Source organism: Pseudomonas sp. G2-4, from assembly GCF_030064125.1.
Taxonomy (GTDB): domain Bacteria; phylum Pseudomonadota; class Gammaproteobacteria; order Pseudomonadales; family Pseudomonadaceae; genus Aquipseudomonas.
Genome location: NZ_CP125957.1, coordinates 450,673 through 476,880, shown reverse-complemented (window position 1 = coordinate 476,880; position 26,208 = coordinate 450,673). Strand labels below are relative to the sequence as shown.

19 protein-coding genes and 1 pseudogene are annotated in these 26,208 nt (G+C 61.0%); 10 read left to right on the top strand and 10 right to left on the bottom strand.

Annotated elements, in window-relative coordinates:
- Window positions 1-88: 88 nt before the first annotated feature.
- The 3 genes from QNH97_RS02135 to QNH97_RS02125 all read right to left on the bottom strand — a co-directional run bounded on the left by QNH97_RS02135 (window position 89) and on the right by QNH97_RS02125 (window position 3,807).
- A complete protein-coding gene (locus tag QNH97_RS02135) occupies window positions 89-925 on the bottom strand; it encodes a 23S rRNA (adenine(2030)-N(6))-methyltransferase RlmJ (protein ID WP_283555387.1) in 837 nt (278 codons plus the stop codon).
- Window positions 926-1,021: 96 nt separating this feature from the next.
- Window positions 1,022-1,753 carry a DUF4123 domain-containing protein gene (locus QNH97_RS02130; protein WP_283555386.1) on the bottom strand — a complete coding sequence of 244 codons (732 nt, stop codon included), beginning with the start codon at window positions 1,751-1,753 and terminating at the stop codon, window positions 1,022-1,024.
- Window positions 1,750-3,807: a type VI secretion system Vgr family protein gene (locus QNH97_RS02125; RefSeq protein WP_283555385.1), complete on the bottom strand. Its 2,058-nt coding sequence runs from the start codon at window positions 3,805-3,807 to the stop codon at window positions 1,750-1,752. The genes QNH97_RS02130 and QNH97_RS02125 overlap by 4 nt, the downstream gene beginning before the upstream one ends.
- 269 nt (window positions 3,808-4,076) lie before the next feature.
- Between QNH97_RS02125 and QNH97_RS02120 the strand changes: the two genes are divergently transcribed.
- Window positions 4,077-4,571 (top strand): DUF2165 family protein, encoded by a 495-nt coding sequence (locus QNH97_RS02120; RefSeq protein ID WP_283555384.1) that lies wholly within the window; start codon window positions 4,077-4,079, stop codon window positions 4,569-4,571.
- Between the two features lie 89 nt (window positions 4,572-4,660).
- Here QNH97_RS02120 and putP read toward each other — a convergent pair whose 3' ends face one another.
- Window positions 4,661-6,145, bottom strand: coding sequence for a sodium/proline symporter PutP (putP, locus tag QNH97_RS02115; protein WP_283555383.1), 1,485 nt, complete (start codon window positions 6,143-6,145; stop codon window positions 4,661-4,663).
- A gap of 462 nt (window positions 6,146-6,607) precedes the next feature.
- Here putP and putA point away from each other — a divergent pair, with 462 nt between their 5' ends.
- Complete coding sequence (gene putA, locus QNH97_RS02110) at window positions 6,608-10,561, top strand: trifunctional transcriptional regulator/proline dehydrogenase/L-glutamate gamma-semialdehyde dehydrogenase (RefSeq protein ID WP_283555382.1); 3,954 nt, start codon at window positions 6,608-6,610, stop codon at window positions 10,559-10,561.
- Window positions 10,562-10,821: 260 nt separating this feature from the next.
- The gene (locus QNH97_RS02105; protein ID WP_283555381.1) at window positions 10,822-12,624 is read left to right on the top strand and encodes an acyl-CoA dehydrogenase; all 1,803 of its coding nucleotides are present in this window, start codon (window positions 10,822-10,824) and stop codon (window positions 12,622-12,624) included.
- A 215-nt stretch (window positions 12,625-12,839) separates the two neighbouring features.
- On the opposite strand, the gene QNH97_RS02100 is transcribed toward QNH97_RS02105, so the two are convergent.
- Both QNH97_RS02100 and QNH97_RS02095 read right to left on the bottom strand, forming a co-directional pair.
- Window positions 12,840-13,142, bottom strand: coding sequence for a cell division protein ZapA (locus QNH97_RS02100; protein WP_283555380.1), 303 nt, complete (start codon window positions 13,140-13,142; stop codon window positions 12,840-12,842).
- Window positions 13,139-13,369 carry a hypothetical protein gene (locus QNH97_RS02095; RefSeq protein WP_123345234.1) on the bottom strand — a complete coding sequence of 77 codons (231 nt, stop codon included), beginning with the start codon at window positions 13,367-13,369 and terminating at the stop codon, window positions 13,139-13,141. Before QNH97_RS02095 ends, QNH97_RS02100 begins: the two co-directional genes overlap by 4 nt.
- A gap of 255 nt (window positions 13,370-13,624) precedes the next feature.
- Here QNH97_RS02095 and QNH97_RS29400 point away from each other — a divergent pair.
- From QNH97_RS29400 to selO, 5 genes and pseudogenes are all read left to right on the top strand, one after another.
- Window positions 13,625-14,347: pseudogene (locus tag QNH97_RS29400) on the top strand (MCP four helix bundle domain-containing protein); the annotation flags it as partial.
- Window positions 14,348-14,377: 30 nt separating this feature from the next.
- Window positions 14,378-15,250 carry a methyl-accepting chemotaxis protein gene (locus tag QNH97_RS29395; RefSeq protein ID WP_502944557.1) on the top strand — a complete coding sequence of 291 codons (873 nt, stop codon included), beginning with the start codon at window positions 14,378-14,380 and terminating at the stop codon, window positions 15,248-15,250.
- Between the two features lie 196 nt (window positions 15,251-15,446).
- Window positions 15,447-17,189 carry a potassium/proton antiporter gene (locus tag QNH97_RS02085; RefSeq protein WP_283555378.1) on the top strand — a complete coding sequence of 581 codons (1,743 nt, stop codon included), beginning with the start codon at window positions 15,447-15,449 and terminating at the stop codon, window positions 17,187-17,189.
- A gap of 34 nt (window positions 17,190-17,223) precedes the next feature.
- Complete coding sequence (gene mscK / locus QNH97_RS02080) at window positions 17,224-20,586, top strand: mechanosensitive channel MscK (protein WP_283555377.1); 3,363 nt, start codon at window positions 17,224-17,226, stop codon at window positions 20,584-20,586.
- A gap of 39 nt (window positions 20,587-20,625) precedes the next feature.
- Window positions 20,626-22,089 carry a protein adenylyltransferase SelO gene (gene selO / locus QNH97_RS02075; protein ID WP_283555376.1) on the top strand — a complete coding sequence of 488 codons (1,464 nt, stop codon included), beginning with the start codon at window positions 20,626-20,628 and terminating at the stop codon, window positions 22,087-22,089.
- Between the two features lie 318 nt (window positions 22,090-22,407).
- Here selO and QNH97_RS02070 read toward each other — a convergent pair whose 3' ends face one another.
- The 4 genes from QNH97_RS02070 to QNH97_RS02055 all read right to left on the bottom strand — a co-directional run bounded on the left by QNH97_RS02070 (window position 22,408) and on the right by QNH97_RS02055 (window position 24,699).
- On the bottom strand, window positions 22,408-22,809 hold the full coding sequence (locus QNH97_RS02070) for a helix-turn-helix domain-containing protein (protein WP_283555375.1): 402 nt from the start codon (window positions 22,807-22,809) through the stop codon (window positions 22,408-22,410).
- Window positions 22,806-23,102 carry a type II toxin-antitoxin system HigB family toxin gene (locus QNH97_RS02065; protein WP_283555374.1) on the bottom strand — a complete coding sequence of 99 codons (297 nt, stop codon included), beginning with the start codon at window positions 23,100-23,102 and terminating at the stop codon, window positions 22,806-22,808. Before QNH97_RS02065 ends, QNH97_RS02070 begins: the two co-directional genes overlap by 4 nt.
- 165 nt (window positions 23,103-23,267) lie before the next feature.
- Window positions 23,268-23,546, bottom strand: a complete 279-nt coding sequence (locus QNH97_RS02060; RefSeq protein WP_134922565.1) for a hypothetical protein — start codon at window positions 23,544-23,546, stop codon at window positions 23,268-23,270.
- A gap of 247 nt (window positions 23,547-23,793) precedes the next feature.
- On the bottom strand, window positions 23,794-24,699 hold the full coding sequence (locus QNH97_RS02055; RefSeq protein WP_283557589.1) for a LysR family transcriptional regulator: 906 nt from the start codon (window positions 24,697-24,699) through the stop codon (window positions 23,794-23,796).
- A 207-nt stretch (window positions 24,700-24,906) separates the two neighbouring features.
- On the opposite strand from QNH97_RS02055, the gene ycaC reads away from it, so the two are divergent.
- Window positions 24,907-25,533, top strand: coding sequence for an isochorismate family cysteine hydrolase YcaC (gene ycaC / locus QNH97_RS02050; RefSeq protein WP_283555373.1), 627 nt, complete (start codon window positions 24,907-24,909; stop codon window positions 25,531-25,533).
- A gap of 174 nt (window positions 25,534-25,707) precedes the next feature.
- On the top strand, window positions 25,708-26,130 hold the full coding sequence (trxC, locus tag QNH97_RS02045; protein WP_283555372.1) for a thioredoxin TrxC: 423 nt from the start codon (window positions 25,708-25,710) through the stop codon (window positions 26,128-26,130).
- Window positions 26,131-26,208: the final 78 nt, after the last annotated feature.

Sequence of the window (26,208 nt, the reverse complement as noted above, 5' to 3'; positions counted from 1 at the left end):
GGTGGCATACACAAATGTTGCTGCACCCCAGGGCCAATGTGGGAGCGAGCTTGCTCGCGATAGCGCCCTTCCAGACGCCAGCAAAACATCACTCAGCGATCAACCAATCCATCTGCCAGCCACCCTGGGTCTGCCCCAGCTTTTTCGACAGCCACGGCAGCAGCTCACGCAGTTCCTCTTCCAACCCCCACGGCGGATTGGCAATCGCCAGGCCGGAGCCGTTCAGGCTGTTGGGCGTGGCCAGCGGGTGTACCAACAGCTCCACCCGCAACAGTTTCGGCGCCCCCGTGCCGGCCAGGTCCTGGTAGAAGCGGCGCAGCATCCGCTGGTCCTTCACCGGGTACCAGATCGCCGCCACCGTCTGGCGCATCCGGCCAATGGCGTCCTTGAGGGAAGCGGCGCAACGCTGCATCTCATCAAGCTGCTCGAACGGCGGATCGATCAGCATCAAGCCACGCTTCTCGGCCACCGGCAGCAGCGCCCGGGGCACGTGCCAGCCCTCACCAAGATGCACGGTCACCCGACGGTCGCCTTTCATGTTGTCCTTGAGCAGCACGCCGTCTTCGGGGTGCTTTTCATTGAGCAACACCCGGTCCTGCGGCCGGGTCAGGCGCCGTGCCAGCTCCGGTGAACCCGGGTAGTAGCGCAATTGCCCATCGGGGTTCATCTCGTGCATCACGTTCATGTAATCGGCGGTCAGCGGCGGCAGATCATCCTGGCCCCACAACCGCGCAATGCCTTCCAGGTATTCACCGGTACGATTGGCCTGGTCGCCTTGCAGGTCGTACAGCCCGATACCCGCATGGGTATCGAGGTAGGCGAAGGGCTGCTCCTTGCGCGACATCAGGGCGATGAGGCGGGTCAAGGTCAGGTGTTTGAACACGTCGGCGTGATTGCCGGCGTGGAAGGCGTGACGATAATTCATGGCGGCTCCTGCGAAGGGCGACGAGTTTACCTTGAAGTGCGTCGAACGTCAGGGGTTCACAGCCGAGCGGACGCGCCACGTGAACGCCCGCGGACATCAACCCAGCTCTTGCCTCAAGTACGCCTGCAATTGCGCTTTTGACGCGCGCGCCGATCCAGGTGCTTCAAGGAAGTGCGCGAGCTTGCAGCGCAGGATGCTCTCGTCGGCCTGCTCGAAGAGGTGCGGATGCTCCTCGCTCAGCCACTTGAATACGTTGTTCAGCAGACAATCTGTCGGCGTTTCGGCCAATTCATCCAGCAATGCAGAGGGGACCTCCCACCAGGGAAAAGCCCGAGCCGAGCGTTGGACGTTTCCCGCGACTTCAAGCGATTGGCCGTTGATCAGACAGCGACTGATGACCGGTAGCAACTGCCCCGCGTCCACCTCACCGGACTGCAGGATGGGCCATACGAACCGCCCATCCCAGAAGCGGAAGAAAACCGACTTGCCTCCGGGCAACAGAACCTGTGTAAGCCCACGCAGATGCTCGGCAAGAGTCTCCTGGCCGACAGAGGACACCGCCAGCCAACCCCAGTCGAGCGAGTCGGTGGCCGCCACCCAGTCAAGAAACTCACTGTCTATGGCGACAACGCCGACATAGGGCATGACCGCTTCCCACTCGGCGTAAGGCGTATCGGTCCAGATCGGGCTGGGTGCCGACGTCATTGAACGTCTCCAGGCCGCCAACGGCGCGGCGGCACAAGCGTTGCTGAAGACAGCGAAGAGCTGCTCGTCTGCCTGCAAGGGGTGCAGCTCCAGCCAGACGCGTGGAGATTGGCCGGTACTCATGGGCGCCCCAAAATATCAACAAACTTGCCAAAGGCCGGCGGCACTGCGCAGACACCCCGTTTGCAACGCTCACATTCCTCGCAAAACGGCGCCTGGCCTTGCAGGCTGAGGATTTGCGCCTGGGAAAGTACAGCGGCCGCAGCGGCGATACGCTTCTCGCATAGGCCGGGCGACGCCGGAGTCGCGTTCATAGCGACCATCGGCGCACCACCGACCTCAATGGGTACGCTGCTGAAAATCCCCCCCGCGCCGATGTTGATCCAATGCCCGCCGGCTTGGATGGTCGCGCTGACACCACCGTCCAAGACTATTTGCTGCCCCGCACGGACGTGAAAATGCTGGCTGGCACTGAGGGCCTGGGTGGTCACGCGAATATGCCGCTCGCCGGCTACCACCAGGTGGTCGTCCTGCCTGACTTCGGCCTGGCGCCGACCATGGGTAAGGCGCTGCTCATCGGCCTTGAGCTCGTGCCGCGCCGTGCCGGTGACGACAACGCTGCGTTCATGATCGACCTGCAACCGCTGGTCGTGCAGCACATGCTGGGTCCAGTTGCGCTGCGCTCGCAGATAGATCTCCTCGGCCCCCTTGCGATCTTCGATACGCAACTCGTTGTAGCCCCCTCCGCCGGGGCTGCTCTGGCTGCGCAATATGCTGCGGGTCTTGTCCGCCGGCAGATCCAGTGGCACTGGGTTGGCGCCGTTCGGCAGGCAACCCACCACCAGAGGCTTATCCACATCACCATCGATGAAACCCACCAGTACTTCCATGCCGACCCGAGGAATCATCACGCCGCCGTAACGGTCGTGAGCCCAACCGGAGGCTACCCGCAGCCAGCAACTGGAGTGCTCGTTTCGTTGGCCGTCGCGATCCCAGATCAATTGCACCTTGACCCGCCCGAACTCGTCGCAATGGATCTCGCTGTCGACGGGCCCGGTCACCACCGCCGGCTGATAACCGTGGGCCGGCGGTTTTTCGTGACAAAGGGGAGGACGGAAGAAAACCTCCCATGGGGTTGCCAGAAAGCTATTGCTGTAACCCTGGAAATCGTCCGGATTATCGCCAGCCGTTTCTTCCAGCACTTGCGGCTGGCGGCCATGGTGGCTGACCTCCGTGAGCAGCCACAGGTCATTCCACTGCGCCCGGGGATGTCCATGGATGTGCATGAAGTGCCCGCTGACAAGTGCTGCCTGATCACTGCGACCCTCTGCCAGCCGAGAATCGGCACCATGGCGTTCGAGGGCGCGCCGGGTCAGGTAGCGGCCTTGTTCGCGGTCGGAAAACTGGCCGGGGTAGCGATAGTCCTCCAGCACCGGTTGCTGCTGATTATCGAGACTGGCTTGCAACAGCAAGCTGGGTTTGCGGAAATCGTAGTCACGCAGCGTCACCGCGTTGGTCCGGGCCTGGAGCCGCACCGCCAAGCGCTTGATCGCCGGCTCGTCGGCGACCATGCCGCTGCCCGGCAGGTATATCGTCGACTGAGGTAAACGGGGAAACACCGTTTGGTCGTCACCAAACACCAGCAGGTGACCGTCAGGGCTGTGCCGGAAGTGGTAATGGATGCCAACCTCGGCACAAAGCCGTTCGATGAAGGCCAGATCGCTCTCACCGTACTGCACGCAATATTCACGCTCGGGGTATTGCCCGCCGAGGCTGAACTGGAACGCGTCGCTCTGGATGCCATGGTCCTTCAAGACCCTGGCGATGATCGCCGGCACGCTCAGATGCTGGAAAATCCGCTGGTTGATGCGATGACGCAGGTAAGCCAGGCGTGGCACCAGGCTGATCTGGTAACGGGTCAGGCGCTTGCCCGAATCACCCTGGGCCACGCTGTAGACCTGGCCATGTATGCCACGGCCCGGCACATCGAAACCCAGGTAGGCCGGGCAATGCAGGAGTTCTTCCAATGCCAGGTCGGGTCGCTCACTGACCAGTTCCAAGTCAAAGCGATAGGGCTGGCTGATGGCCTCCTGGCCCTTGAACTCAAGCACCTTGAGCCCGTTCGGCCCGCTGTCGAGCGTCAATGTGAAACGCGGTTGGTTGGCAGGCGCGAACATCCGATGTCCTCTGCTGAATGAAAGGCGGGCGATTCTGCATCAGCCATCCGGAAAGTTGATCGACGCTCAGAAAAAACAGATTTGCCTTACGTGCAAGGAGCTAAAAGCTGCAAAACGTATGGCACTTTCCGACAGACATTCCTTGCATCGTGCCCTACAGAAACCGGCGCACGAATGAATCAACAACTTCTTACAACGCAACAGGACTCGGGCTGCAAGTTGGCGTGATAACGTTTTTTACCCGTTATAAAAATCAAAGGACGCAACGCATGACCATTCGCTACGCAAAGATTGCAATGACCCTGGCGCTCGCCGCATTCGCCTTCCTGACCGTGTTCAACAACATCACGGACTACAGCTCCAACTTCAATTTCGTCCATCACGTGCTGAGTATGGATACCACCTTCCCCGACAATGCCGCCCGCTATCGAGCCATCGACCAACCCTGGATATGGCACGGCGCCTATTGGCTGATCATCCTCGGTGAAGCGATCACGGCGGAGCTGCTGGGCTACGGCGCGCTGAAGCTGTGGCAGGCACGCAAGGCCGAGGGCGTGGTGTTCGCCCGGGCCAAGGGCTGGGCCATCGCCGGTTTGACGGTGGGTTTCTTCGTCTGGTTTTTCGGCTTCATGGTCGTCGGCGGCGAATGGTTTCTGATGTGGCAGTCAGAAATCTGGAACGGCCAGGATGCCGCGTTCAGGTTCTACATGGCGATCCTGGGTGTGCTGATTTTCCTCAACCAACCCGACGCTAGCCCGGACTGAGGCGCCATAAAAAACGGCCCGTCTCCATGGGAGACGGGCCGCTTTTTGTATAAACCTTCAAGCGAGCCATACAGGCCTCGCTGGAAGCCTTACTGGTTCAGGCGAAAATCTTTTTCGGCCGCTTCGAAGCGCTGCAGCATACCGGCGGTAGGCGAGCCCATCTTGCTGACGAAGTAGATAGCCAGGCTGGCGAAGATAAAGCCCGGGATGATTTCGTAAAGGCCCAGCAGTTCGAAGTGCTTCCAGACGATTACGGTGATCGCACCCACCAGGATGCCGGCCAATGCGCCGTTACGGGTCATGTTTTTCCAGATCACGGAGATCAGGACAACAGGGCCGAAGGCGGCACCGAAACCGGCCCAGGCGTAGCTCACCAGACCCAGTACACGGTTATTCGGGTTGGCAGCCAGGGCGATGGCGACCAACGCCACCAGCAGCACCATGGCGCGGCCGACCCAGACCAGTTCCAGCTGGGAAGCGCTCTTGCGCAGAAACGTCTTGTAGAAGTCTTCGGTCAGGGCACTGGAGCACACCAGCAGTTGGCAGCTCAAGGTGCTCATCACCGCCGCCAGGATGGCCGACAGCAGTACACCGGCAACCCATGGGTTGAACAGGATCTTAGCCAACTCGATGAATACACGCTCAGGGTTCTCGGTCACAGGACCGGCCACTTCAGGGTGTGCCGAGAAGTAAGCGATGCCGAAGAAGCCAACGGCAACGGTACCGCCCAGGCACAGGATCATCCAGGCCATGGAGATGCGACGTGCCTTGGCGATGGACTTGACCGAATCGGCCGCCATGAAGCGCGCCAGGATATGCGGCTGGCCGAAGTAGCCCAGGCCCCAACCCATCAGCGAGATCACGCCGATGAAAGTGGTGTTTTTCAGCATGTCGAAGGACGAAGGATCTTTCGCCTCGATGGCCAGGAACGTGGTGTCCACGCCGCCGGTGGCCAACAGCACGATGATCGGCGTGAGAATCAGCGCGAAGATCATCAGGGTCGCCTGTACGGTGTCGGTCCAGCTCACGGCCAGGAAACCACCGACGAAGGTGTAGGCAATGGTCGCGGCAGCACCGGCCCACAGCGCAGTCTCGTAAGACATGCCGAAGGTGCTTTCGAACAGACGGGCGCCGGCCACGATGCCGGAAGCACAGTAGATGGTGAAGAACACCAGGATCACCACCGCAGCGATGATCCGCAGCACGCCGCTCTTATCCTCGAAACGGCTGGAGAAGTAATCCGGCAGCGTCAACGCATCGCCGTTGTGCTCGGTCTGCACCCGCAGGCGACCGGCCACGAACAGCCAGTTCAGGTAGGCGCCGACGATGAGGCCGATGGCAATCCAGCTTTCCGACAAACCGGACATGTAGATTGCACCAGGCAAACCCATCAACAACCAACCGCTCATGTCGGAAGCACCGGCAGACAGGGCCGTCACGACACTGCCCAGGCTGCGACCGCCCAGGATGTAATCGGAAAGGTTATTGGTGGAGCGATAAGCCATCAGGCCGATCAGGACCATGGCTGCGATGTAGATCACGAAGGTGATCAAGGTAGGATTACTAACACTCATGAGTTACGCCCTGGCTTTGTTTTTATGTAGCGGTGGCAGTTGAAAACGCCGACAACATAAAGGTTGTAGCGACGTTTTTGCAGTCCCGCGAATTTATGACTGATGTTTCCCCAGGAAAGCCATCAGCCGATGCCCCTCGGTTTGGAGCCGGTTGCACCTTGGCCGCGAATGCTATTCAACAAATCAAATAAGGTGCAACCAGTTTCGTTCGAATAAGTTGCACCTGATCGGTTTTATCGCAATTCCGCTGTTTTTTGCTCCTTTTTAGTGCAGTCAACAGACCTCGCTAGAAGCCAACGCACTAAGGCGAGGCTGGATTGCCCCGGGCGTATTTGTTTCCTGATGAGCTGCTTAGTATTTCGACGAAAAAAGGGTTGCACCCGGTTGCACCCAGGTCAGCTCGCAGCTAATCTTGCCGCCAGCTGATGCCACGCGATACGTGGTAAACATGAGGATAAAAATATGGCTACCACCACCCTTGGGGTCAAACTCGACGACCCGACCCGCGAACGCCTCAAGGCGGCCGCGACCTCGATTGATCGCACGCCTCACTGGCTGATCAAACAGGCAATTTTCAATTACCTGGAAAAACTCGAGGGTGGTGCAACCCTGACCGAGCTGAACGGTTCGCCTCGCAGCGACAGCGATGATGCTGGCGACGTCCAGGTCGATCACGCCCACCAATGCTTCCTGGAGTTTGCCGAGAGCATCCTGCCACAGTCGGTCCTGCGCGCCTCCATCACCGCCGCTTACCGTCGCCCCGAGCCGGAAGTGGTGCCGATGCTGATCGAGCAGGCTCGTCTGCCGGTCGAAATGGCCGAAGCCACCAACAAGCTGGCGGCTTCGATTGCTGAAAAGCTGCGTAACCAGAAGAGTGCCGGCGGTCGTGCCGGTATTGTCCAGGGCCTGTTGCAGGAGTTTTCCCTGTCGTCCCAGGAAGGCGTGGCGCTGATGTGCCTGGCCGAGGCGTTGCTGCGCATCCCGGATAAAGGCACTCGCGATGCACTGATCCGCGACAAGATCAGCACCGGCAACTGGCATCCACACCTGGGCAACAGCCCGTCGCTGTTCGTCAACGCCGCCACGTGGGGCTTGCTGCTGACCGGCAAACTGGTCGCCACCCATAATGAAGCAGGCCTGACCTCCTCCCTGAGCCGCATCATCGGCAAGAGCGGCGAGCCGATGATCCGCAAGGGCGTCGACATGGCCATGCGCCTGATGGGCGAGCAGTTCGTCACCGGCGAAACCATCGCCGAAGCCCTGGCCAACGCCAGCAAGTTCGAATCCAAGGGTTTCCGCTACTCCTACGACATGCTCGGTGAGGCAGCCCTCACCGAACATGACGCCCAGAAGTACCTGGCCTCGTACGAGCAAGCCATCCATTCGATCGGCAAAGCGTCCCACGGTCGTGGGATTTATGAAGGCCCGGGCATTTCCATCAAGCTCTCGGCGCTGCACCCGCGTTACAGCCGCGCCCAGTACGAGCGCGTGATGGAAGAGCTGTACCCACGCCTGCTGTCGCTGACCCTGCTGGCCAAGCAATACGACATCGGCCTGAACATCGACGCCGAAGAGGCCGACCGCCTCGAGCTGTCGCTGGATCTGCTCGAACGCCTGTGCTTCGAGCCGCAGCTGACCGGCTGGAACGGCATCGGCTTCGTGATCCAGGCGTACCAGAAGCGCTGCCCATACGTGATCGACTACGTCATCGATCTGGCACGCCGCAGCCGTCATCGCCTGATGATCCGCCTGGTAAAAGGCGCCTACTGGGACAGCGAAATCAAACGCGCCCAGGTCGAAGGCCTGGAAGGCTATCCGGTCTATACCCGCAAGGTGTACACCGACGTGTCCTACATCGCCTGCGCGCGCAAACTGCTGTCGGTGCCGGAAGTCATCTACCCGCAGTTTGCCACGCACAACGCCCACACCCTGGCAGCCATTTATCACATCGCCGGTCAGAACTATTACCCGGGTCAGTACGAGTTCCAGTGCCTGCACGGCATGGGTGAACCGCTGTACGAACAGGTTGTAGGCAAGGTTTCCGAAGGCAAGCTGAACCGTCCATGCCGCGTGTACGCACCGGTGGGCACTCATGAGACGCTGCTGGCCTACCTGGTTCGTCGCCTGCTGGAGAACGGTGCGAACACCTCGTTCGTCAACCGCATCGCCGACCAGTCCATTTCCATCCAGGAGCTGGTGGCCGACCCAGTGGCCAGCATCGAGCAGATGGCAACGCTGGAAGGCGGCTTCGGCTTGCCGCACCCACGTATCCCGCTGCCACGTGACCTGTATGGCAGCGAGCGCGCCAACTCCGCCGGCATCGACCTGGCCAACGAACATCGCCTGGCTTCGCTGTCCTGTGCCCTGCTGTCCACCGCTCATAACGACTGGAAAGCTGTACCGATGCTCGGTTGCGCAGCCAGTGAAGGAACACCGGTGCAGGTTTTGAACCCGTCCGATCTGCGTGACGTGGTGGGCCATGTACAGGAAGCCACGATCACCGACGTCGACAATGCCATCCAGTGCGCCCTCAATGCGGCACCTATCTGGCAGGCCACGCCGCCGGCCGAGCGTGCGGCGATCCTGGAGCGTGCCGCCGACTTGATGGAAGGCGAAATCCAGCCATTGATGGGCCTGCTGGCCCGTGAAGCCGGCAAGACCTTCGCCAACGCCATCGCTGAAGTGCGTGAAGCCGTGGACTTCCTGCGCTATTACGCGGTGCAGGCACGCAACGATTTCACCAACGATGCCCACCGCCCACTGGGCCCGGTGGTTTGCATCAGCCCGTGGAACTTCCCACTGGCGATTTTCAGTGGGCAGGTAGCGGCCGCCCTGGCCGCCGGTAATCCGGTGCTGGCCAAGCCAGCCGAGCAGACGCCATTGGTGGCCGCTCAAGCTGTGCGCCTGATGCTCGAAGCCGGCATTCCAGAAGGCGTGCTGCAACTGCTGCCGGGCCGTGGCGAAACCGTTGGCGCCCGTCTGGTCGGTGATGATCGGGTCAAAGGTGTGATGTTCACCGGCTCCACCGAAGTCGCTCGCCTGTTGCAACGCAACATCGCCGGTCGCCTGGACAACCAGGGTCGCCCGATCCCCCTGATCGCCGAAACCGGCGGCCAGAACGCAATGATCGTCGACTCTTCGGCGCTGACCGAACAAGTGGTCATCGACGTGGTGTCCTCGGCATTCGACAGCGCTGGCCAGCGTTGCTCGGCCCTGCGGGTACTGTGCTTGCAGGAAGATTCCGCCGACCGTGTCATCGAAATGCTCAAGGGCGCCATGGCTGAAGCACGTCTCGGCAACCCGGAGCGTCTGTCGGTAGACATCGGCCCGGTGATCGACGCCGAAGCCAAGGCCGGCATCGAGAAACACATCCAGGCCATGCGCGACAAAGGTCGCACCGTGTACCAGATGGCAATCGCCGACAGCGACGAGTGCAAGCGCGGCACATTCGTGATGCCAACCCTGATCGAGCTGGAAAGCTTCGACGAGTTGCAACGCGAGATTTTCGGTCCGGTGCTGCACGTAGTGCGCTACAAGCGCAAGGAACTGGATCAGTTGATCAGCCAGATCAACGCCTCCGGCTATGGCCTGACCCTGGGTGTGCATACCCGCATCGACGAAACCATCGCCAAGGTGATCGACAACGTCCATGCCGGTAACGTCTATGTGAACCGCAACATTGTCGGCGCCGTGGTCGGTGTGCAGCCGTTCGGTGGCGAAGGCCTGTCGGGCACCGGCCCCAAGGCCGGTGGTCCGCTGTACCTGTACCGCCTGCTGTCGACTCGTCCTACCGATGCGATCCAGCAATCCTTCGTGCGTGGCGATGCCGTCACCGCACCGGACCTGCGTTTGCGCGACGCCATGAGCAAACCGCTGACTGCCCTGCAAGCGTGGGCCGACAGCCAGAAGCTCGCTGAGCTGAGCGCCCTGTGCGTGCAGTTCGCCGCCCAATCGCAAAGCGGTATTACCCGCCAGCTGACCGGCCCGACCGGCGAACGCAACAGCTACGCCATCCTGCCGCGCGAACACGTGCTGTGCCTGGCGGACGTGGAAGGCGATCTGCTGACGCAACTGGCGGCCGTACTGGCGGTCGGCGGCTCGGCCGTGTGGCCGGAAACCGACACCAGCAAGGCCTTGTTCGCACGCTTGCCGAAGGACATTCAGGCACGTATCCAACGGGTTGCCGACTGGGCCAAGGACGAGGTGCTGTTCGATGCGGTCCTGCATCACGGTGACTCGGATCAACTGCGCAGCGTTTGCCAGCAAGTGGCCAAGCGTGCCGGCGCCATCGTCGGGGTGCACGGTTTGTCCCAGGGCGAGACCAACATCGCGTTGGAGCGTTTGGTGATCGAGCGGGCCTTGAGCGTCAACACCGCTGCCGCGGGTGGTAACGCCAGCCTGATGACCATCGGCTAAACCGCTGTAGACCAGGCACCTGCAAGGGTGCCTGGCAATCGAATCCCCCTGTGGGAGCGAGCTTGCTCGCGATAGCGGTGCTTCAGTCAGGAATGTTGTCGACTGGGGCACCGCTATCGCGAGCAAGCTCGCTCCCACAGTTTTTTATCCGCGTCAGATCACCCCCTGCGTTCTGCCACTCCATCACCCAAATCAATCTTGCTGTTCACCCTCCTGCCTCACACCTAGACTCGGTCCACTCCAAAAAAAGGTAGGCCGCCATGTCCGAGACGTTGCTCAGTTCCCGCAATCTGGCTTTCGAGCTGTATGAAGTCCTTGATGCCGAGGGCCTGACCCAGCGCGAGCGGTTCGCCGAACACAATCGCGAAACCTTCGACGCGGCCATCTCAACGGCACGCAACATCGCCGAGAAATATTTCGCGCCGCACAATCGCAAGAACGATGAAAACGAACCGCGCTACGAGAACGGCCAGGCGATTCTGATTCCGGAAGTGAAGCCGGCGGTGGATGCGTTTCTCGAGGCCGGCTTCCTCAACGCTGCGCGCAGCTTCGACGCGGGCGGCATGCAACTGCCAACGTTGCTGTCCCAGGCCTGCTTCGCCCACTTCCAATCGGCCAACGCCGCATCCACTTCTTATCCGTTCCTGACCATGGGCGCGGCGAACCTGATCGAAAGCTTCGGCAGCGAGGAGCAGAAGCAACGCTTCCTGCAACCGATGATCGACGGTCGCTTCTTCGGCACCATGGCCCTGACCGAACCCCATGCGGGCTCTTCGCTGGCGGATATTCGTACACGTGCAGAGCCGGCGGCCGACGGCACCTATCGACTCAAAGGCAACAAGATTTTCATCTCCGGTGGCGACCATCCGCTGTCGGAAAACATCGTGCACATGGTCCTGGCAAAGTTGCCGGACGCACCGCCGGGCGTGAAGGGTATTTCGCTGTTTATCGTGCCCAAGTTCCTGGTCAACGACGATGGCAGCCTCGGCCAGCGTAACGATGTGCTGCTGGCCGGGTTGTTCCACAAGATGGGCTGGCGCGGCACCACCTCCACGGCGCTGAACTTCGGTGACAACGGCGAATGTGTCGGTTATCTCGTAGGAAAACCGCACCACGGCCTGAGCTACATGTTCCAGATGATGAACGAAGCGCGGATCGGCGTCGGCATGGGCGCAGTGATGCTGGGTTACGCCGGCTACCTGTATTCCCTTGAATACGCCCGCGAACGTCCACAGGGTCGGGTGCCCGACAGCAAGGATCCCACCACCGCCCCCGTGGCGATCATCCAGCACGCCGACGTGCGCCGCATGCTGCTGACTCAGAAGGCCTATGTTGAAGGCTCTTTCGATCTGGGCCTGTACGCCGCGCGGTTGTTCGACGACACCACGACCCTGGAAAGCGAAGCCGAGCGCAGGCGCGCCCAAGAGCTGCTGGATTTGCTGACGCCCATCGTCAAATCCTGGCCATCGGAGTTTTGCCTGAAGGCCAACGAGCTGGCGATCCAGATTCTTGGCGGCCATGGCTACACCCGTGAATACCCGGTGGAACAGTATTACCGCGATAACCGCCTGAACCCGATCCATGAAGGCACCCACGGCATCCAGTCCCTGGACTTGCTGGGGCGCAAACTGGCGCAAAACGGCGGCGCAGGGCTCAAGCAGCTGATTCGCCTGGTGGCCGACACCACCGAACGCGCCCAGGCGCACGATTCACTGACGCTTTTGCGTCAGCCACTGGAAGCCTTGGTGGCGCGCCTGCAAACGGTCACCCTCGGGCTACTGACGGACCTGGCCCAAGGCAAGGTCAACAGCAGCCTCGCCAACTCAGCGGTGTACCTCAAGGTATTTGGTCACATGGTGATTGGCTGGCGCTGGCTGGAACAGGCGATTCGTGCCGAGGAAGGCTTGGCCAAGGGTCAGGCGGCGGATAGTGATTTCTATAGAGGCAAGCTGCAAGCGGCGCGGTACTTCCTGACCTGGGAAGTGCCGGGCTGTCAGCATGAACTGGCGATTCTTGAGGCGCGGGATGATACGTGCCTGGGGATGCGGGATGAGTGGTTTTGATCCAGTTCTTGCGGCGCCACTGAAATCCAATCGCGAGCAGGCTCGCTCCCACAGGGGTTCCAAGTGAACACAACATGTGCATTCACCACCAATCCACTGTGGGAGCGAGCTTGCTCGCGATAGCGGTGTTTCGGCCAACACACAGGTAGCTGTGCTGACGCCATCGCGAGCAAGCTCGCTCCCACAAGCCCCACAGTCAACATTCGTTAACGGTTTCAGGCTTGCTGAATCGTCTTGGCAATCACATCGACCGTGGCACTGACTTGCTCTTGATAACGGTCGAGTTCCGCTTGATGTTGCTTCTGCATGTCCATCTGTTGCGAACACAGGTTCATCGCCGCCAGCACCAGCAGGCGATCACCGATCAGCGTCGGGTATTTCCTTTTGGTGTCGGCCAGTGCGGCCTTGAGCATCGACGCAGCGTCCAGCAGGGCCTGTTCCTGCCCGGCCGGCGCCTTGATTGAATAGTCTTCTCCCAGGATCGAGACGACTGTCACCCCATCGGCGCCATGCGTCATGCGCTGACAGGACCGGCGCTGGCGCGCTCGATCAGGGCCTGGATACGGGCGGCGGTCGTTCCGTGCAGTTCTTCCTGTTCCATCAGGCTCAACTGCAGGCTTTCATTTTCATCCTTGGCCCTGGCAAGTTCCGCGCTCAGGGTTTCGTTCAGGCCGGTGAGGTGTCGATTCTGTTGCACCAGGTCGTTGACCAGTTGCTCCAGCTGGCTGAGGGATGTTTCCAACATATTGATTTCCAGGCTTTTTCAAGGGGCGCGTACGATAAAGAAAAGTCACCGCCGATGCCACGGTTTAGGGGGGCAGTGCTTCGCTGATGAGCTGTAGAGACTGCACATCAAAGATCTGGTTCCGACCCTTCGTCGTGCCATGGCCGGTGGTCTGCGACAAAAGCACGCAGCCCCTCAAGACTTCAGTCGGATGACCGATAAGTCTTGAACACCCGTCACAGCCCCGCACGGACGCGCCTCCTTCCGGTATTTTCCATGTCGTTACGTAATATGAACATCGCGCCGCGGGCGTTCCTGGGATTTGCCCTGATCGGCGCCCTGATGCTCGCCCTTGGGGTATTTGCCCTGACCCAGATGAGCAAAATCCGCGCGTCCGGCGAAAGCATCGCCGAGAACAGTGTGCCCAGTATCAAGGCCCTGGATGAGTTCACCCAGCTCACCCTTCGCTTGCGAGTATTGTCCTATCGCCTGATGGTCAACCGCGAACCGGACGTCCAGCAGAAAACCTACGAGCTGTTCGAACAACGCAGCCAGCAGATCCGCGCGGCCCAGGCCGCCTACGAAAAGCTCATCAGCGCCCCCGACGAACGGGCCGCCTACGATCAGTATGTGCAGCTGCTCGGGCAGTACCGCCAGCTCGAAGAGCGCATGAAAACCTTGTCACGCAACAATCAGATCGCTGAATTGGGGGCGTTGCTCAACACTGAACTGCTGAGTAACTCAGATGCCATCAATGCCGCGATCGGCCGCCTGGTGGAGATCAACAATCGGCAAGCCGAGGCCCTCAATCAGGACGCAGCTCAACAATATTCAAGCGCCTTCAACTGGGTGGTCACCCTGCTGGTCATCGCTACCGGCCTGACCCTGCTGTTCGCCTGGCTGCTGACCAACAGCATTACTCGGCCAATTGGCAGCGCGCTGGACGCAGCCGAAGAAATTGCCAAGGGCAACCTGACTCGGCCGATCAATGTTGATGGCAGCGACGAAGCCGGTCGCCTGCTGCGGGCGATGTCGACCATGCAGGAAAAGCTGCGCGACACCCTGCAGCGGATCTCCGGTTCGGCCACGCAACTGGCCTCCGCTGCCGAAGAGCTCAACAGCGTCACCGACGAAAGTGCCCGTGGCCTGACCCAGCAGAACAACGAAATCGAACAGGCCGCCACGGCGGTCAACGAAATGACCAGCGCCGTGGAAGAAGTGGCGCGCAACGCGGTCAGCACGTCCGAAGCCTCGAAAAACGCCACCACTTCCGCCGGCGACGGCCGGGACCTGGTGCAGGAAACCGTCAGCGCCATCGAACGCATGAGCGCCGATGTGCAAAGCACCGCCACGCTGATCGGCAACCTGGCCGATGAGTCCCGCGACATCGGCAAGGTGCTGGACGTGATCCGTGGCCTGGCCGACCAGACTAACCTGCTGGCCCTGAACGCTGCCATCGAAGCCGCCCGTGCCGGTGAAGCTGGTCGCGGTTTTGCCGTGGTGGCGGACGAAGTGCGCGCCCTGGCCCATCGTACCCAGCAGTCGACCAGCGAGATCGAACGCATGATCGGCAGCATCCAGAGCGGCACCGAACACGCCGTGGATTCGATGCGTAACAGCACCGAACGCGCGGAGTCGACCCTGAACATCGCGCGCGGCGCCGGCATGTCCCTGGACACGATCAACACCGCCATCGTCGAGATCAACGAACGCAACCTGGTCATCGCCAGCGCCGCCGAAGAACAGGCCCAGGTGGCCCGTGAAGTGGACCGCAACCTGGTGAACATCCGCGACCTGTCGGTGCAATCGGCCACCGGCGCCAACCAGACCAGCGCCGCCAGCAACGAACTGTCGCGCCTGGCCGTGGATTTGAACAGCATGGTTGGGCGGTTCAGCCTTTAATCCGCGGAACGGTTGATCGCCCACAGACCGAGAGCGATCAACCCTCCAGCTTTTGTGGCGAGGGATTGCTGCCGCACTTGTACCCCAATCCCCAACCTTTTTTGACAGCATCACATTTCAACAGGTTAGAATCGCTGGCACGCAGACTGCATGGTCAGTCTGTGCCCGCCCTTCAGTTTTTCCCGGAGTACTGCCTTTGACTGCGACGACCATCAACAGCCTGTTCTTGATCGGCGCGTTGCTGGTAGGTGCGAGCATTCTGGTCAGTTCTCTTTCGTCCCGCCTGGGCATCCCGATCCTGGTGATCATCCTGGCCGTGGGCATGGTGGCCGGTGTCGACGGCGCCGGCATTCTTTTCGATAACTACGCCACGGCCTATCTGGTCGGCAACCTCGCCTTGGCCGTCATCCTGCTGGACGGCGGCTTGCGCACGCGGGTCTCGAGTTTTCGCGTGGCCTTGTGGCCCGCGTTGTCGCTGGCCACGGTCGGCGTGTTGATCACCACCGGGCTGACTGGGCTGGCGGCGGCCTGGCTGTTCAATCTGAACCTGATCCAGGGCCTGCTGATTGGCGCCATCGTTGGCTCGACCGATGCCGCCGCGGTGTTCTCACTGCTGGGCGGCAAGGGCCTCAACGAGCGGGTCAGCGCCACCCTTGAGATCGAGTCTGGCAGTAACGACCCCATGGCGGTGTTCCTCACTGTCACGCTGATCGGCATGCTCGCCAGTGGTGAAACCGGCTTGCACTGGAACCTGTTGGGGCATCTGGTGCGCGAATTCGGTATTGGCGCGGTGATTGGCCTGGGTGGCGGCTGGCTGATGCTGCAACTGGTCAATCGCATCAATCTGGCCAACGGCCTCTACCCGATCCTCGTCATCAGCGGCGGCCTTGCCGTGTTCGCCCTGACCAATGCCTTGCACGGCAGCGGCTTCCTCGCGGTTTATCTGTGCGGTCTTGCGATCGGCAACCGCCCGGTACGCAGCCGCCACGGCATTCTGCACATGCTCGATGGCATGGCCTGGCTGGCACAGATCGGCATGTTCCTGGTGCTGGGGCTGCTGGTCACGCCCCATGACCTGCTGCCCATTGCCCTGCCCGCCCTTGGCCTGGCGCTGTGGATGATTCTGTTTGCACGGCCCCTGTCGGTCATGGTGGGCCTGCTGCCGTTCAAGGCGTTCCATGGGCGCGAAAAGGTGTTCATTTCCTGGGTCGGCCTGCGCGGCGCGGTGCCGATCATCCTGGCGGTGTTCCCGTTGATGGCCGGCCTGCCCCACGCCCAGCTCTACTTCAACCTGGCGTTCTTTATCGTGCTGGTGTCGCTGCTGGTGCAGGGCACGAGTCTGCCTTGGGTCGCCAAGCTGCTGCACGTGACCGTCCCGCCGGAGCCCTTGCCGATTTCCCGGGCGGCGTTGGAGGTCCACGTCACCAGCGAGTGGGAGCTGTTCATCTATCGCCTGGGCGCGGAAAAATGGTGCATCGGCTCGCCCCTGCGAGACCTGAAAATGCCCGATGGCACACGCATCGCCGCCCTGTTTCGTGGCCAGCAACTGCTCCATCCGTCGGGTAGTACGGTGCTGGAAGTCAATGATTTGTTGTGTGTTATCGGCCATGAACACGACTTGCCAGCACTGGGAAAACTGTTCAGCCAGGCGCCGCAACGCGGCCTGGATCTGCGCTTTTTCGGCGACTTCGTACTCGAAGGAGACGCCCAGCTGGCCGCGGTTGCCGCCCTGTACGGATTGCAACTGGACGGCATCGACCCGGACATGTCCCTGGGCCGCTTCATCGCCCAGAAAGTGGGCGGCGCACCGGTGGTCGGCGACCAGGTGGAATGGAACAACACCCTGTGGACCGTCGCGGTCATGGACGGGAACAAGATCGGCAAAGTGGGCGTCAGATTCCCCGAAGGAAGTCGCCCGGGTCCCGGCTTGTTCCTCTAAACTGCTCCCACTCTCACTTGCTTGACCGGTCTCTATGCCTACCCTGCGCTCCTTTTTCACCATCGCCCTGCTGGGCCTGAGTCTTTCCGTCTGCACGCTGCAAGCCGCTGAACCGCTGACCAGCGCCTCAGTAGAGGCCAGCCTGGACAAGATCGCCGACCGCAAACTGCCGGAAGCCGAGCAGAAGGCCTTGCAGGCAGTGCTGCAAAGCACCCTGACCCAGCTCAACAACAAGGCCGACTACGAACAGAAGCTGCTCGCCCTCAAGCAGCAATTGGCGACCGCCCCCAAGCAGAACATCGAAAACCAGCGCGAGCTGGCGCGACTCAAGGGCACCACGGTGGTGCCGGTGGCGCAACGCTACGCCAACCTGCCGATTCCCCAGCTCGAACAAATGCTGACGGAACGCTCCACCCAGCAGAGCGACCTGCAGAAAGCCCTGGCCGACGCCAACAGCCTGATCATCACGGCCCAGACACGCCCGGAGCGCGCCCAGGCCGAAATTTCCAGTAGCCAGACCCGCATCCAGCAGATCAACACCCTCCTCAAGGCCGGCCGGGACGCCGGCAAAACCCTGAGCAGCGAGCAACGCGACCAGCTCAGCGCCGAGCTGCTGGCGCTCAATGCGCTGATTCCGCTACGCCGCCAGGAACTGGCTGGCAACAGCCAACTGCAAGACCTGGGCAATGGTCAGCATGACTTGCTGATGGAAAAGATCGCCCGCATGGAGCAGGAAATCCAGGACCTGCAAAACCTGATCAACCAGAAGCGCCTGGCCCAGTCCCAGGAGACGGTGACGCAGCAATCCATTGAAGCCCAGAAGGCCGGTGGTAGCAGTTTGCTGGCGACCGAAAGCGCGGCCAACCTGAAGCTCTCCGACTACCTGCTCAAGAGCACCGACCGCCTTAACGAGGTGACCCAGCAGAATCTGCAGACCAAGCAATTGCTGGACAGCGTCACCCAGACCGATGCAGCCCTGGACGAGCAGATCAGCGTGCTCAAAGGCAGCCTGCTGCTCTCCAAGATTCTCTACAAGCAGCGCCAGACCCTGCCGCGCCTGAAGCTGGACCAGAACCTGGCCGACCAGATCGCTGACATCCGCCTGTACCAGTTCGAAGTCAGCCAACAGCGCGAATTGCTGAACAACCCGGGCACCTATGTCGACAACCTGCTGGCCACCCAGCCGTCGGAGCAGGTTACGCCGCAATTGCGCAAAACCTTGCTGGAACTGGCACTGACCCGCGTCGACCTGCTGGAACGCCTGAACCGCGAGTTGAGCGCAGTGCTCAACGAATCCATCACCTTGCAGCTCAACCAGAAGCAACTGCTCAGCACCGCCCAGAACCTGCGGTCGACCCTCGAAGAGCAGATGTTCTGGATTCCCAGCAACAAACCGCTGGATTTCGAGTGGATGCGTGGCGTGCCGAACCGCCTGGAAAAGCAGGTCGACTCGCTGCCTTGGGCCTCAAGCCTCAGTGAACTGGCCGATGGCCTGACACAACGGCCGCTGCTGTTCCTGCCCCTGGCGCTGCTGATTGGTGCGCTGCTGTGGCGCCGCAAGAGTCTTTATGCCCGGCTGAACAAGGTTCACCAGGACGTGGGTCACTTCAAGCGCGACAGTCAGTGGCACACCCCCCAAGCGATCCTGATCAATATCCTGCTGGCGATGCCAGTGGCGCTGGCACTGGCGCTGTGCGGCTACGCCTTGCAGATCGACGCCCGCGGCCAGAACGCCAACCTCGGCGCGGCGCTGCTGCAGATCGGCCAGGCCTGGCTGGTGTTCTACACCGCCTATCGAGTGCTGGCCCCCGGCGGCGTCGCCGAGTTGCATTTCCGCTGGGAGAAACCCCAGGTCGAATTCCTCCGGGGCTGGATCCGGCGGCTCGGGCTGGTGGTGCTGGCGCTGGTGGCCGTGGTCGCCGTGGCTGAGTTGCAGCCCTCGGCCCTGGCCGACGACGTGCTCGGCATGCCGGTGGTCCTGACCTGCTACGCCCTGATGGCGTGGCTGCTCAGTCGCCTGCTGCTCAACAGCCCGACGCACCGGAACACTTCGCTGTTCCGCAAGGCCGTCGGGGTGATGTTCACCGCATTGCCTATCGCACTGTTCGTAGCGGTGTGCTTCGGCTACTACTACACCGCGCTGAAGCTCAGCGACCGGCTGATCAACACCCTGTACCTGCTGATGTTCTGGCTGGTAATCGAAGCCACCTTTGTCCGCGGCCTGTCGGTCGCGGCTCGGCGCCTGGCCTACCAACGTGCCCTGGCCAAGCGTCAGGCGGCCAAGGAGGCCGGCGACGGCGAAGCGGTGATCGAGGAACCGACGCTGGATATCGAAAAGGTCAACGAACAGTCCCTGCGCCTGATCCGACTGGCCTTGCTGGGCGGCTTCATCGCCGCGCTGTATTGGGTCTGGTCGGACCTGATCAGCGTGTTCTCGTACCTGGACAACATCACCCTCTACGAATACACCAGCGGCACCGGCGCCAACATGAGCATGGTGCCCATCAGCATCGGCGATATGCTCGGCGCGCTGATCATTATCGGCATCACCTTCGCCCTGGCCCGCAACCTGCCAGGCCTGCTGGAAGTGTTCGTGCTGTCGAAGCTGAACCTGGCCCAGGGCAGTGCCTATGCCACCACAACTCTGCTGTCCTACGTGATCGCCGGCTTTGGTTTCGTCACCACGCTGTCCACCCTCGGCGTGAGCTGGGACAAACTGCAATGGTTGGTGGCCGCGTTGTCGGTGGGCCTGGGCTTCGGCATGCAGGAGATCTTCGCCAACTTCATCTCCGGGATCATGATCCTGTTCGAGCGCCCGGTGCGGATCGGCGACACCATCACCATTGGTAACCTGTCGGGCACGGTCAGCAAGATCCGCATTCGTGCAACCACCATCACCGACTTCGACCGCAAGGACATCATCGTCCCGAACAAGACCTTCATCACCGGACAACTGATCAACTGGTCGTTGACCGACACCGTCACCCGGGTCACCCTGAAACTGGGCGTGGACTACGGCTCGGACCTGGATCTGGTGCGTGAGTTGCTGCTCAAGGCGGCCCGCGAGAACCCACGGGTGCTGAAGGAACCGGAACCGATCGTGTACTTCCTGAACTTTGGTGAAAGCACTCTCGACCACGAGTTGCGCATGCACGTGCGCGACCTCGGTGACCGCAACCCGGTGCTGGACGAGATCAACCGCTTCATCAACCGTGAGTTCAAGAAGGAGCACATCAACATCTCCTTCCGGCAAATGGAAATCTATCTGAAGAATATGCAGGGGCAGGAGTACAAACTGGTACCCGCCGAGCCTGATAAAAAGACCATCACGCCCGCGCCGTCGGCTGTCGCCAGCATCAAGCCGGTGCCTGAGCCGCCGCAAGGCACACTCGACTGATTGCGGGTTGCCCCTGCGGGCGTCCCGCCGGAGACGGCCATGAAAACGCTGGAAACCCTGACCTTAGATAACCGTTTTGCCCGGCTGGGCGACGGTTTCTCGACCCATGTGCTGCCCGAGCCCATCGACAATCCACGGCTGGTGGTTGCCAGCCCGGCGGCGATGGCGTTGCTGGACCTGGACCCGAGCGAAGCCCAGGCACCGCTGTTTGCCGAGATCTTTGGCGGCCACAAGCTCTGGGCCGAAACCGAGCCGCGGGCGATGGTGTATTCCGGGCATCAGTTCGGACACTACAACCCACAACTGGGCGATGGCCGAGGGTTGCTGCTGGGAGAGGTGTACAACGAGGCTGGCGAGCACTGGGACTTGCACCTCAAGGGCGCCGGCCAGACGCCGTTCTCACGGATGGGCGATGGCCGTGCCGTGCTGCGCTCCTCGATCCGCGAATTCCTCGCGTCCGAAGCCCTGCATGCCCTCGGCATTCCCACCACCCGCGCCTTGTGCGTGATCGGTTCGGACACGCCGGTGTGGCGCGAAAAGCAGGAGCGCGCCGCCATGGTGCTGCGCATGGCGCCCAGCCATGTGCGCTTCGGGCATTTCGAATATTTCTACTACACCAAGAAGCCCGAGCTGCACGCGGCCCTCGCCGAGCATGTGCTGAATCTGCACTTTGCCGAATGCCGCGAGCAGCCGGAACCGTACCTGGCGATGTTCCGCGAAATCGTCGAGCGCAACGCCGAGCTGATTGCCAAATGGCAGGCCTACGGTTTCTGTCACGGCGTGATGAACACCGACAACATGTCGATCCTGGGCATCACCTTCGACTTCGGGCCGTTCGCCTTCCTCGACGACTTCGACGCCAATTTCATCTGCAACCACTCCGATGACCAGGGCCGTTACTCGTTCAGCAACCAGGTGCCCATCGGCCAGTGGAACCTCAGCGCCCTGGCCCAGGCCTTGACGCCGTTCATCAGCGTCGAAGCCCTGCGCGAGACCCTTGGTTTGTACCTGCCGCTGTTCCAGGCTCACTACCTGGACCTGATGCGCCGCCGCCTCGGCCTGACCCGCGCCGAAGAAGACGATCAGAAGCTCGTGGAGCGCTTGCTGCAATTGATGCAAAACAGCGGCGTCGACTACAGCCTGTTTTTCCGCCGGCTGGGGGATCAATCCCCCGAGCAAGCCGTCGCGACCCTGCGCGATGACTTTGTCGATCTCCAGGGCTTCGATGCGTGGGGCGAGCTTTACGTGGCTCGGGTCAGTCGTGAAGGCGCTGTCGATCAAGACCAGCGTCGCGCCCGCATGCACGCCGTCAACCCGCTGTATGTGCTGCGCAACTACCTGGCACAGAAAGCCATCGACGCCGCCGAGTCAGGCGACTACGACGAAGTGCGCCGCCTGCACACCGTGCTGAGCAACCCATTCGAAGAACAACCGGGCATGGACAGCTACGCGCAACGTCCACCGGAATGGGGCAAGCACCTGGAGATCAGTTGTTCGTCATAACCCTCCCTCGCCAAAGGTTCAGGGTTGTCTGAACGACAGTCATCGCGAGCAAGCTCGCTCCCACATTGGGAACTGTGTTATCGCGATATTTGCGACAACACCCACCCCCTGTGGGAGCGAGCTTGCTCGCGATGGCGATCTTCAACTCACCACAGACCTCTCAGTCCGGCACTTGCACATGAAGCCAATCCACGAACTGAGCAGCTTGTTGGCGAACCGGGTACTGGACAACGTCGAGCCCCGACAGTCGACATAGCGCCCCCCCCTGTGGCGCGGGAGCAAGCTCCCTCGCCGCAGTTAGTGCGCCGCGCCAAGCCATCAAACAAATGTCTCAACCGATACACCGAAGCGCTCCGCCAACCAGCGGATCTGCCTTAAATTGAGCTGGCGCTTGCCGCTCAATATCTCCGATACCACCGACTGGGCACCTATACCCGGCAGATCGCTCTGGCTCAAACCGTGTTCGCGCATCAGATAACGAAGCGCCTCAACGCCACTTGCCTTGGGCATCGGTCGGTGCTGATGATCCCAGGCCTCGATCCATTCACCGATGATATCCACCAGACTCATCAGCGGATGGGCTTCTTCTTCGCCAACCAACTCCAACAATTCATCGAGTGCTGCGACCAACCGGTCGTAATCCTCTTCGCTCCTGGGCTTACGCAGCAGGGGCGACACAAACTCCCAGTGGGCGGCGACTTGTTCGATCAGTGCACTCATCCCTTTTCCTCCTTCCACTTGCCTCTGTCGTATTCCCGAGGGTCAAGCACGCATTTGATATACAGACGCTGTGCTCGGTATCGAATCACCGCAATCAGCCGCAACTTGTTTCCACCGATGTCAAACACATGCAGCGGACCGACCTTATCGGTTGCTGGAAATATGGATTTCATCGCCGCGAAATCAGCCGGGCTATTGCGCTTGATCAGCCGATACCATTGATCCAACGCATTCGCTGAATGTGGCCATTTCTCCTTGGCCTCCCAAATGCGTTTCTCAGTGATCACATGCATGCAACGTCCTTATCGCATTTTGCTATGGGGAAGTTAAACACAAATCTGGCGCATCGCAAATTGCGATAGCGCCAGTTAGACAAATGGTTAGCTCTTGCTGGTTTCCAGCCTAGTCGCCAAAAGATTTAGGTCTCGGTAAGAAATGTGAGCAGATATGAGTCCTGCTCACCCAACCTTATCGTTCCCCTGCTCAGGCGTCTCGATCCCCGGCTCCGCCTCTTCAACCCCCTTCTCCTTGGGTTTGGCCGCTGGTTTTTCCTCGGGATAGCCGGGCATGCCGCGGGCGTCTTCGGGAGTCAGTTCGTCCCGGTCGTGGCGACGGTCGGTGGCGTAGGATGGGGCGGCGTTGGGGTCTTCGTCGCGGCCGGCGGTGCCGAGTACGAAGCCGTCGTCGTTGGGGTTGTCCACTGCTTGGGGAGTGGCTGGGTCTTGAGGATGGCTCATGGGACCTCCTGAGTCTGCAAACAGATACGTGGTGTCTTTTTGAGGCCCTGACAGCTTTTCAGTGCGGCGCACCTGATGAATGGCAGCCTTGATAAACGTCCTTGGAAAAGCCTGGAGTGTGAGTCCCTGTGGGAGCGGGCTTGCTCGCGAATGCGGCGTATCAGACACATAGATGTTGACTGGCACACCGTCTTCGCGAGCAACCCCGCTCCCACAAGGAGAATCCGCTGGCATGGCTGCCTCCACGCTACGCCATATCACTCTGGCTGAATTCCTCAGCCAGAAAATCAATCAGCGAACGCACCGACGGCAGTAACCCGCGACGTGAGGCGAAGATCGCATGAACGATGCCGCACTTGGGCGTCCAGCCCGGCACCAGTTCCACCAGCCGGCCAGCCGCTATGTCTTCACGCACCACCACGGTGGGCAAGTGGGCGACGCCGATGCCGGCCAGCACCGCATGACGCAGGGCCAGCAGGTCGTCGGTGACCATGCGCGGTTCATGGCGGATCAGTGCGCGGGAGCCGTCCGGGCCGAACAGTTCCCACTGGTATTCGCGCTGCGCCGCTCCCCAGTGCACGCTCGGCAAGCCGTTGAGGTCCCCCGGAGAAGCCGGTGAAGACAAGCGCTCAAGGTAATCCGGGCTGCCCACTAGGCACTGGGTACTGTTGCTCAGCACCTTCATGACCATGTCGGTGTTTTCCAGCGGCGGAAAACGCACCCGCAAGGCGATATCGAAACCTTCATGGATCAGATCGACCCGGCGGTTGGTGCTCTCGATGAACAACTCCACCCGCGGGTACTTGAGCATGTAGCGGGTCAGCATCGGCCCGACCCAGCTGTTGAGCAACGCTGTCGGGCAACTGATGCGCACCAGCCCCTGGGGTTCGGAGCGGTTGCGTTCGATCACTTCGGCCGCGCTCTCGGCCTCGACCCGCATCGCCAGGCAGCGCTGGTAGTAGGCCTGACCGATCTCCGTCAGCGTGCAGTGGCGACTGGTGCGATGGATCAACCGAACCCCAAGGCGCTCTTCCAGTTGGGCAATCCGCCGGCTGAGCTTCGATTTGGGCATGTCCAGCGCCCGGCCGGCAGCGGCGAAACCACCGTGCTCGACCACCTGGGTGAAGTAGTAAAGCGTGTTGAGGTCTTCGATGATCGTTCTCCAAATAGAACGCTAAGGCGGATTTTTGCAGTCTAGCGCATCAAAGGTGCCAGTTTTAATCTACACCCATCGAAACGCAACACGGACTGACGCCGGAGCGCTTCGACCGGATGAATCACCGATCAATCGCTACACCGACATTGAAAACCTTAATCACGCCGAAACCTTCGGCAACCAAAACTTAATGAGGGCTACGCCATGACTACTTCCTACAAACGTCTCGACAAAGATAACGCCGCCGTTCTGCTGGTGGACCACCAGGCTGGCCTGCTGTCCCTGGTACGTGACATCGACCCGGACCGCTTCAAGAACAACGTGCTGGCCCTGGCCGACCTGGCGAAGTACTTCCAGCTGCCGACCATCCTCACCACCAGCTTCGAAACCGGCCCTAACGGCCCGCTGATGCCGGAGCTCAAGACCCTGTTCCCGGATGCGCCGTACATCGCTCGTCCTGGCCAGATCAACGCCTGGGACAACGAAGATTTCGTCAAGGCGATCAAGGCCACCGGCAAGAAGCAATTGATCATCGCCGGCGTGGTGACTGAAGTCTGCGTGGCCTTCCCTGCCCTGTCGGCCCTGGCCGAAGGCTTCGAAGTGTTCGTGGTTACCGATGCCTCTGGCACATTCAACGAACTGACTCGCCAATCGGCCTGGGATCGCATGTCCTCTTCGGGCGCGCAATTGATGACCTGGTTCGGCCTGGCTTGTGAGCTGCACCGCGACTGGCGCAACGATGTGGAAGGGCTGGCGACTTTGTTCTCCAACCACATCCCGGACTACCGCAACCTGATGACCAGCTACAACACGCTGACCAACGGGAAATAATCAGCAACGCGTAACCCCTGTGGGAGCGAGCCTGCTCGCGATGACGGTAGGACAGTCAATGATGTATTGACTGTCAGACCGCAATCGCGAGCAGGCTCGCTCCCACAAGGGTTTGCGGTGTGCTCTGCACAGTGTTCAAATCTTCACCAATGATCATTCCTTGAGACTGAACCCATGCTGATCCCCTGCCCCCACTGCAACGGGCTCAACCGTATCCCCGCCGAACGCCTGGGCGATCAGCCCAAGTGCGGGCGCTGCAAGGCCCAGGTGTTATTGAGCAAACCGTTCGAACTCAAGCAAGGCGACTATGCCAGCCAGATCAAGGGCGACCTGCCGTTATTGGTGGACGTCTGGGCGGATTGGTGCGGCCCGTGCAAATCCTTCGCGCCGGTGTTCGAACAGGCCGCCGTGCAATTGGCGGGCAAATGCCGGTTGGCCAAGCTCGACAGCGAGGCCAATCAGCAATTATCGGCGCAGTTGGGGATTCGCTCGATTCCCAGCCTGATCCTGTTCAAGGACGGCCGGGAAGTCGCGCGCCAGAGCGGGGCACTGCCGTTGCCGCAGTTGATGAGCTGGTTGCGCAGCCAGGGGATCTGAACAAAACACTCATGTGGGAGCGAGCTTGCTCGCGATGGCGGTGTATCAGTCAATATTGCATCGACTGGCAGACCGCTA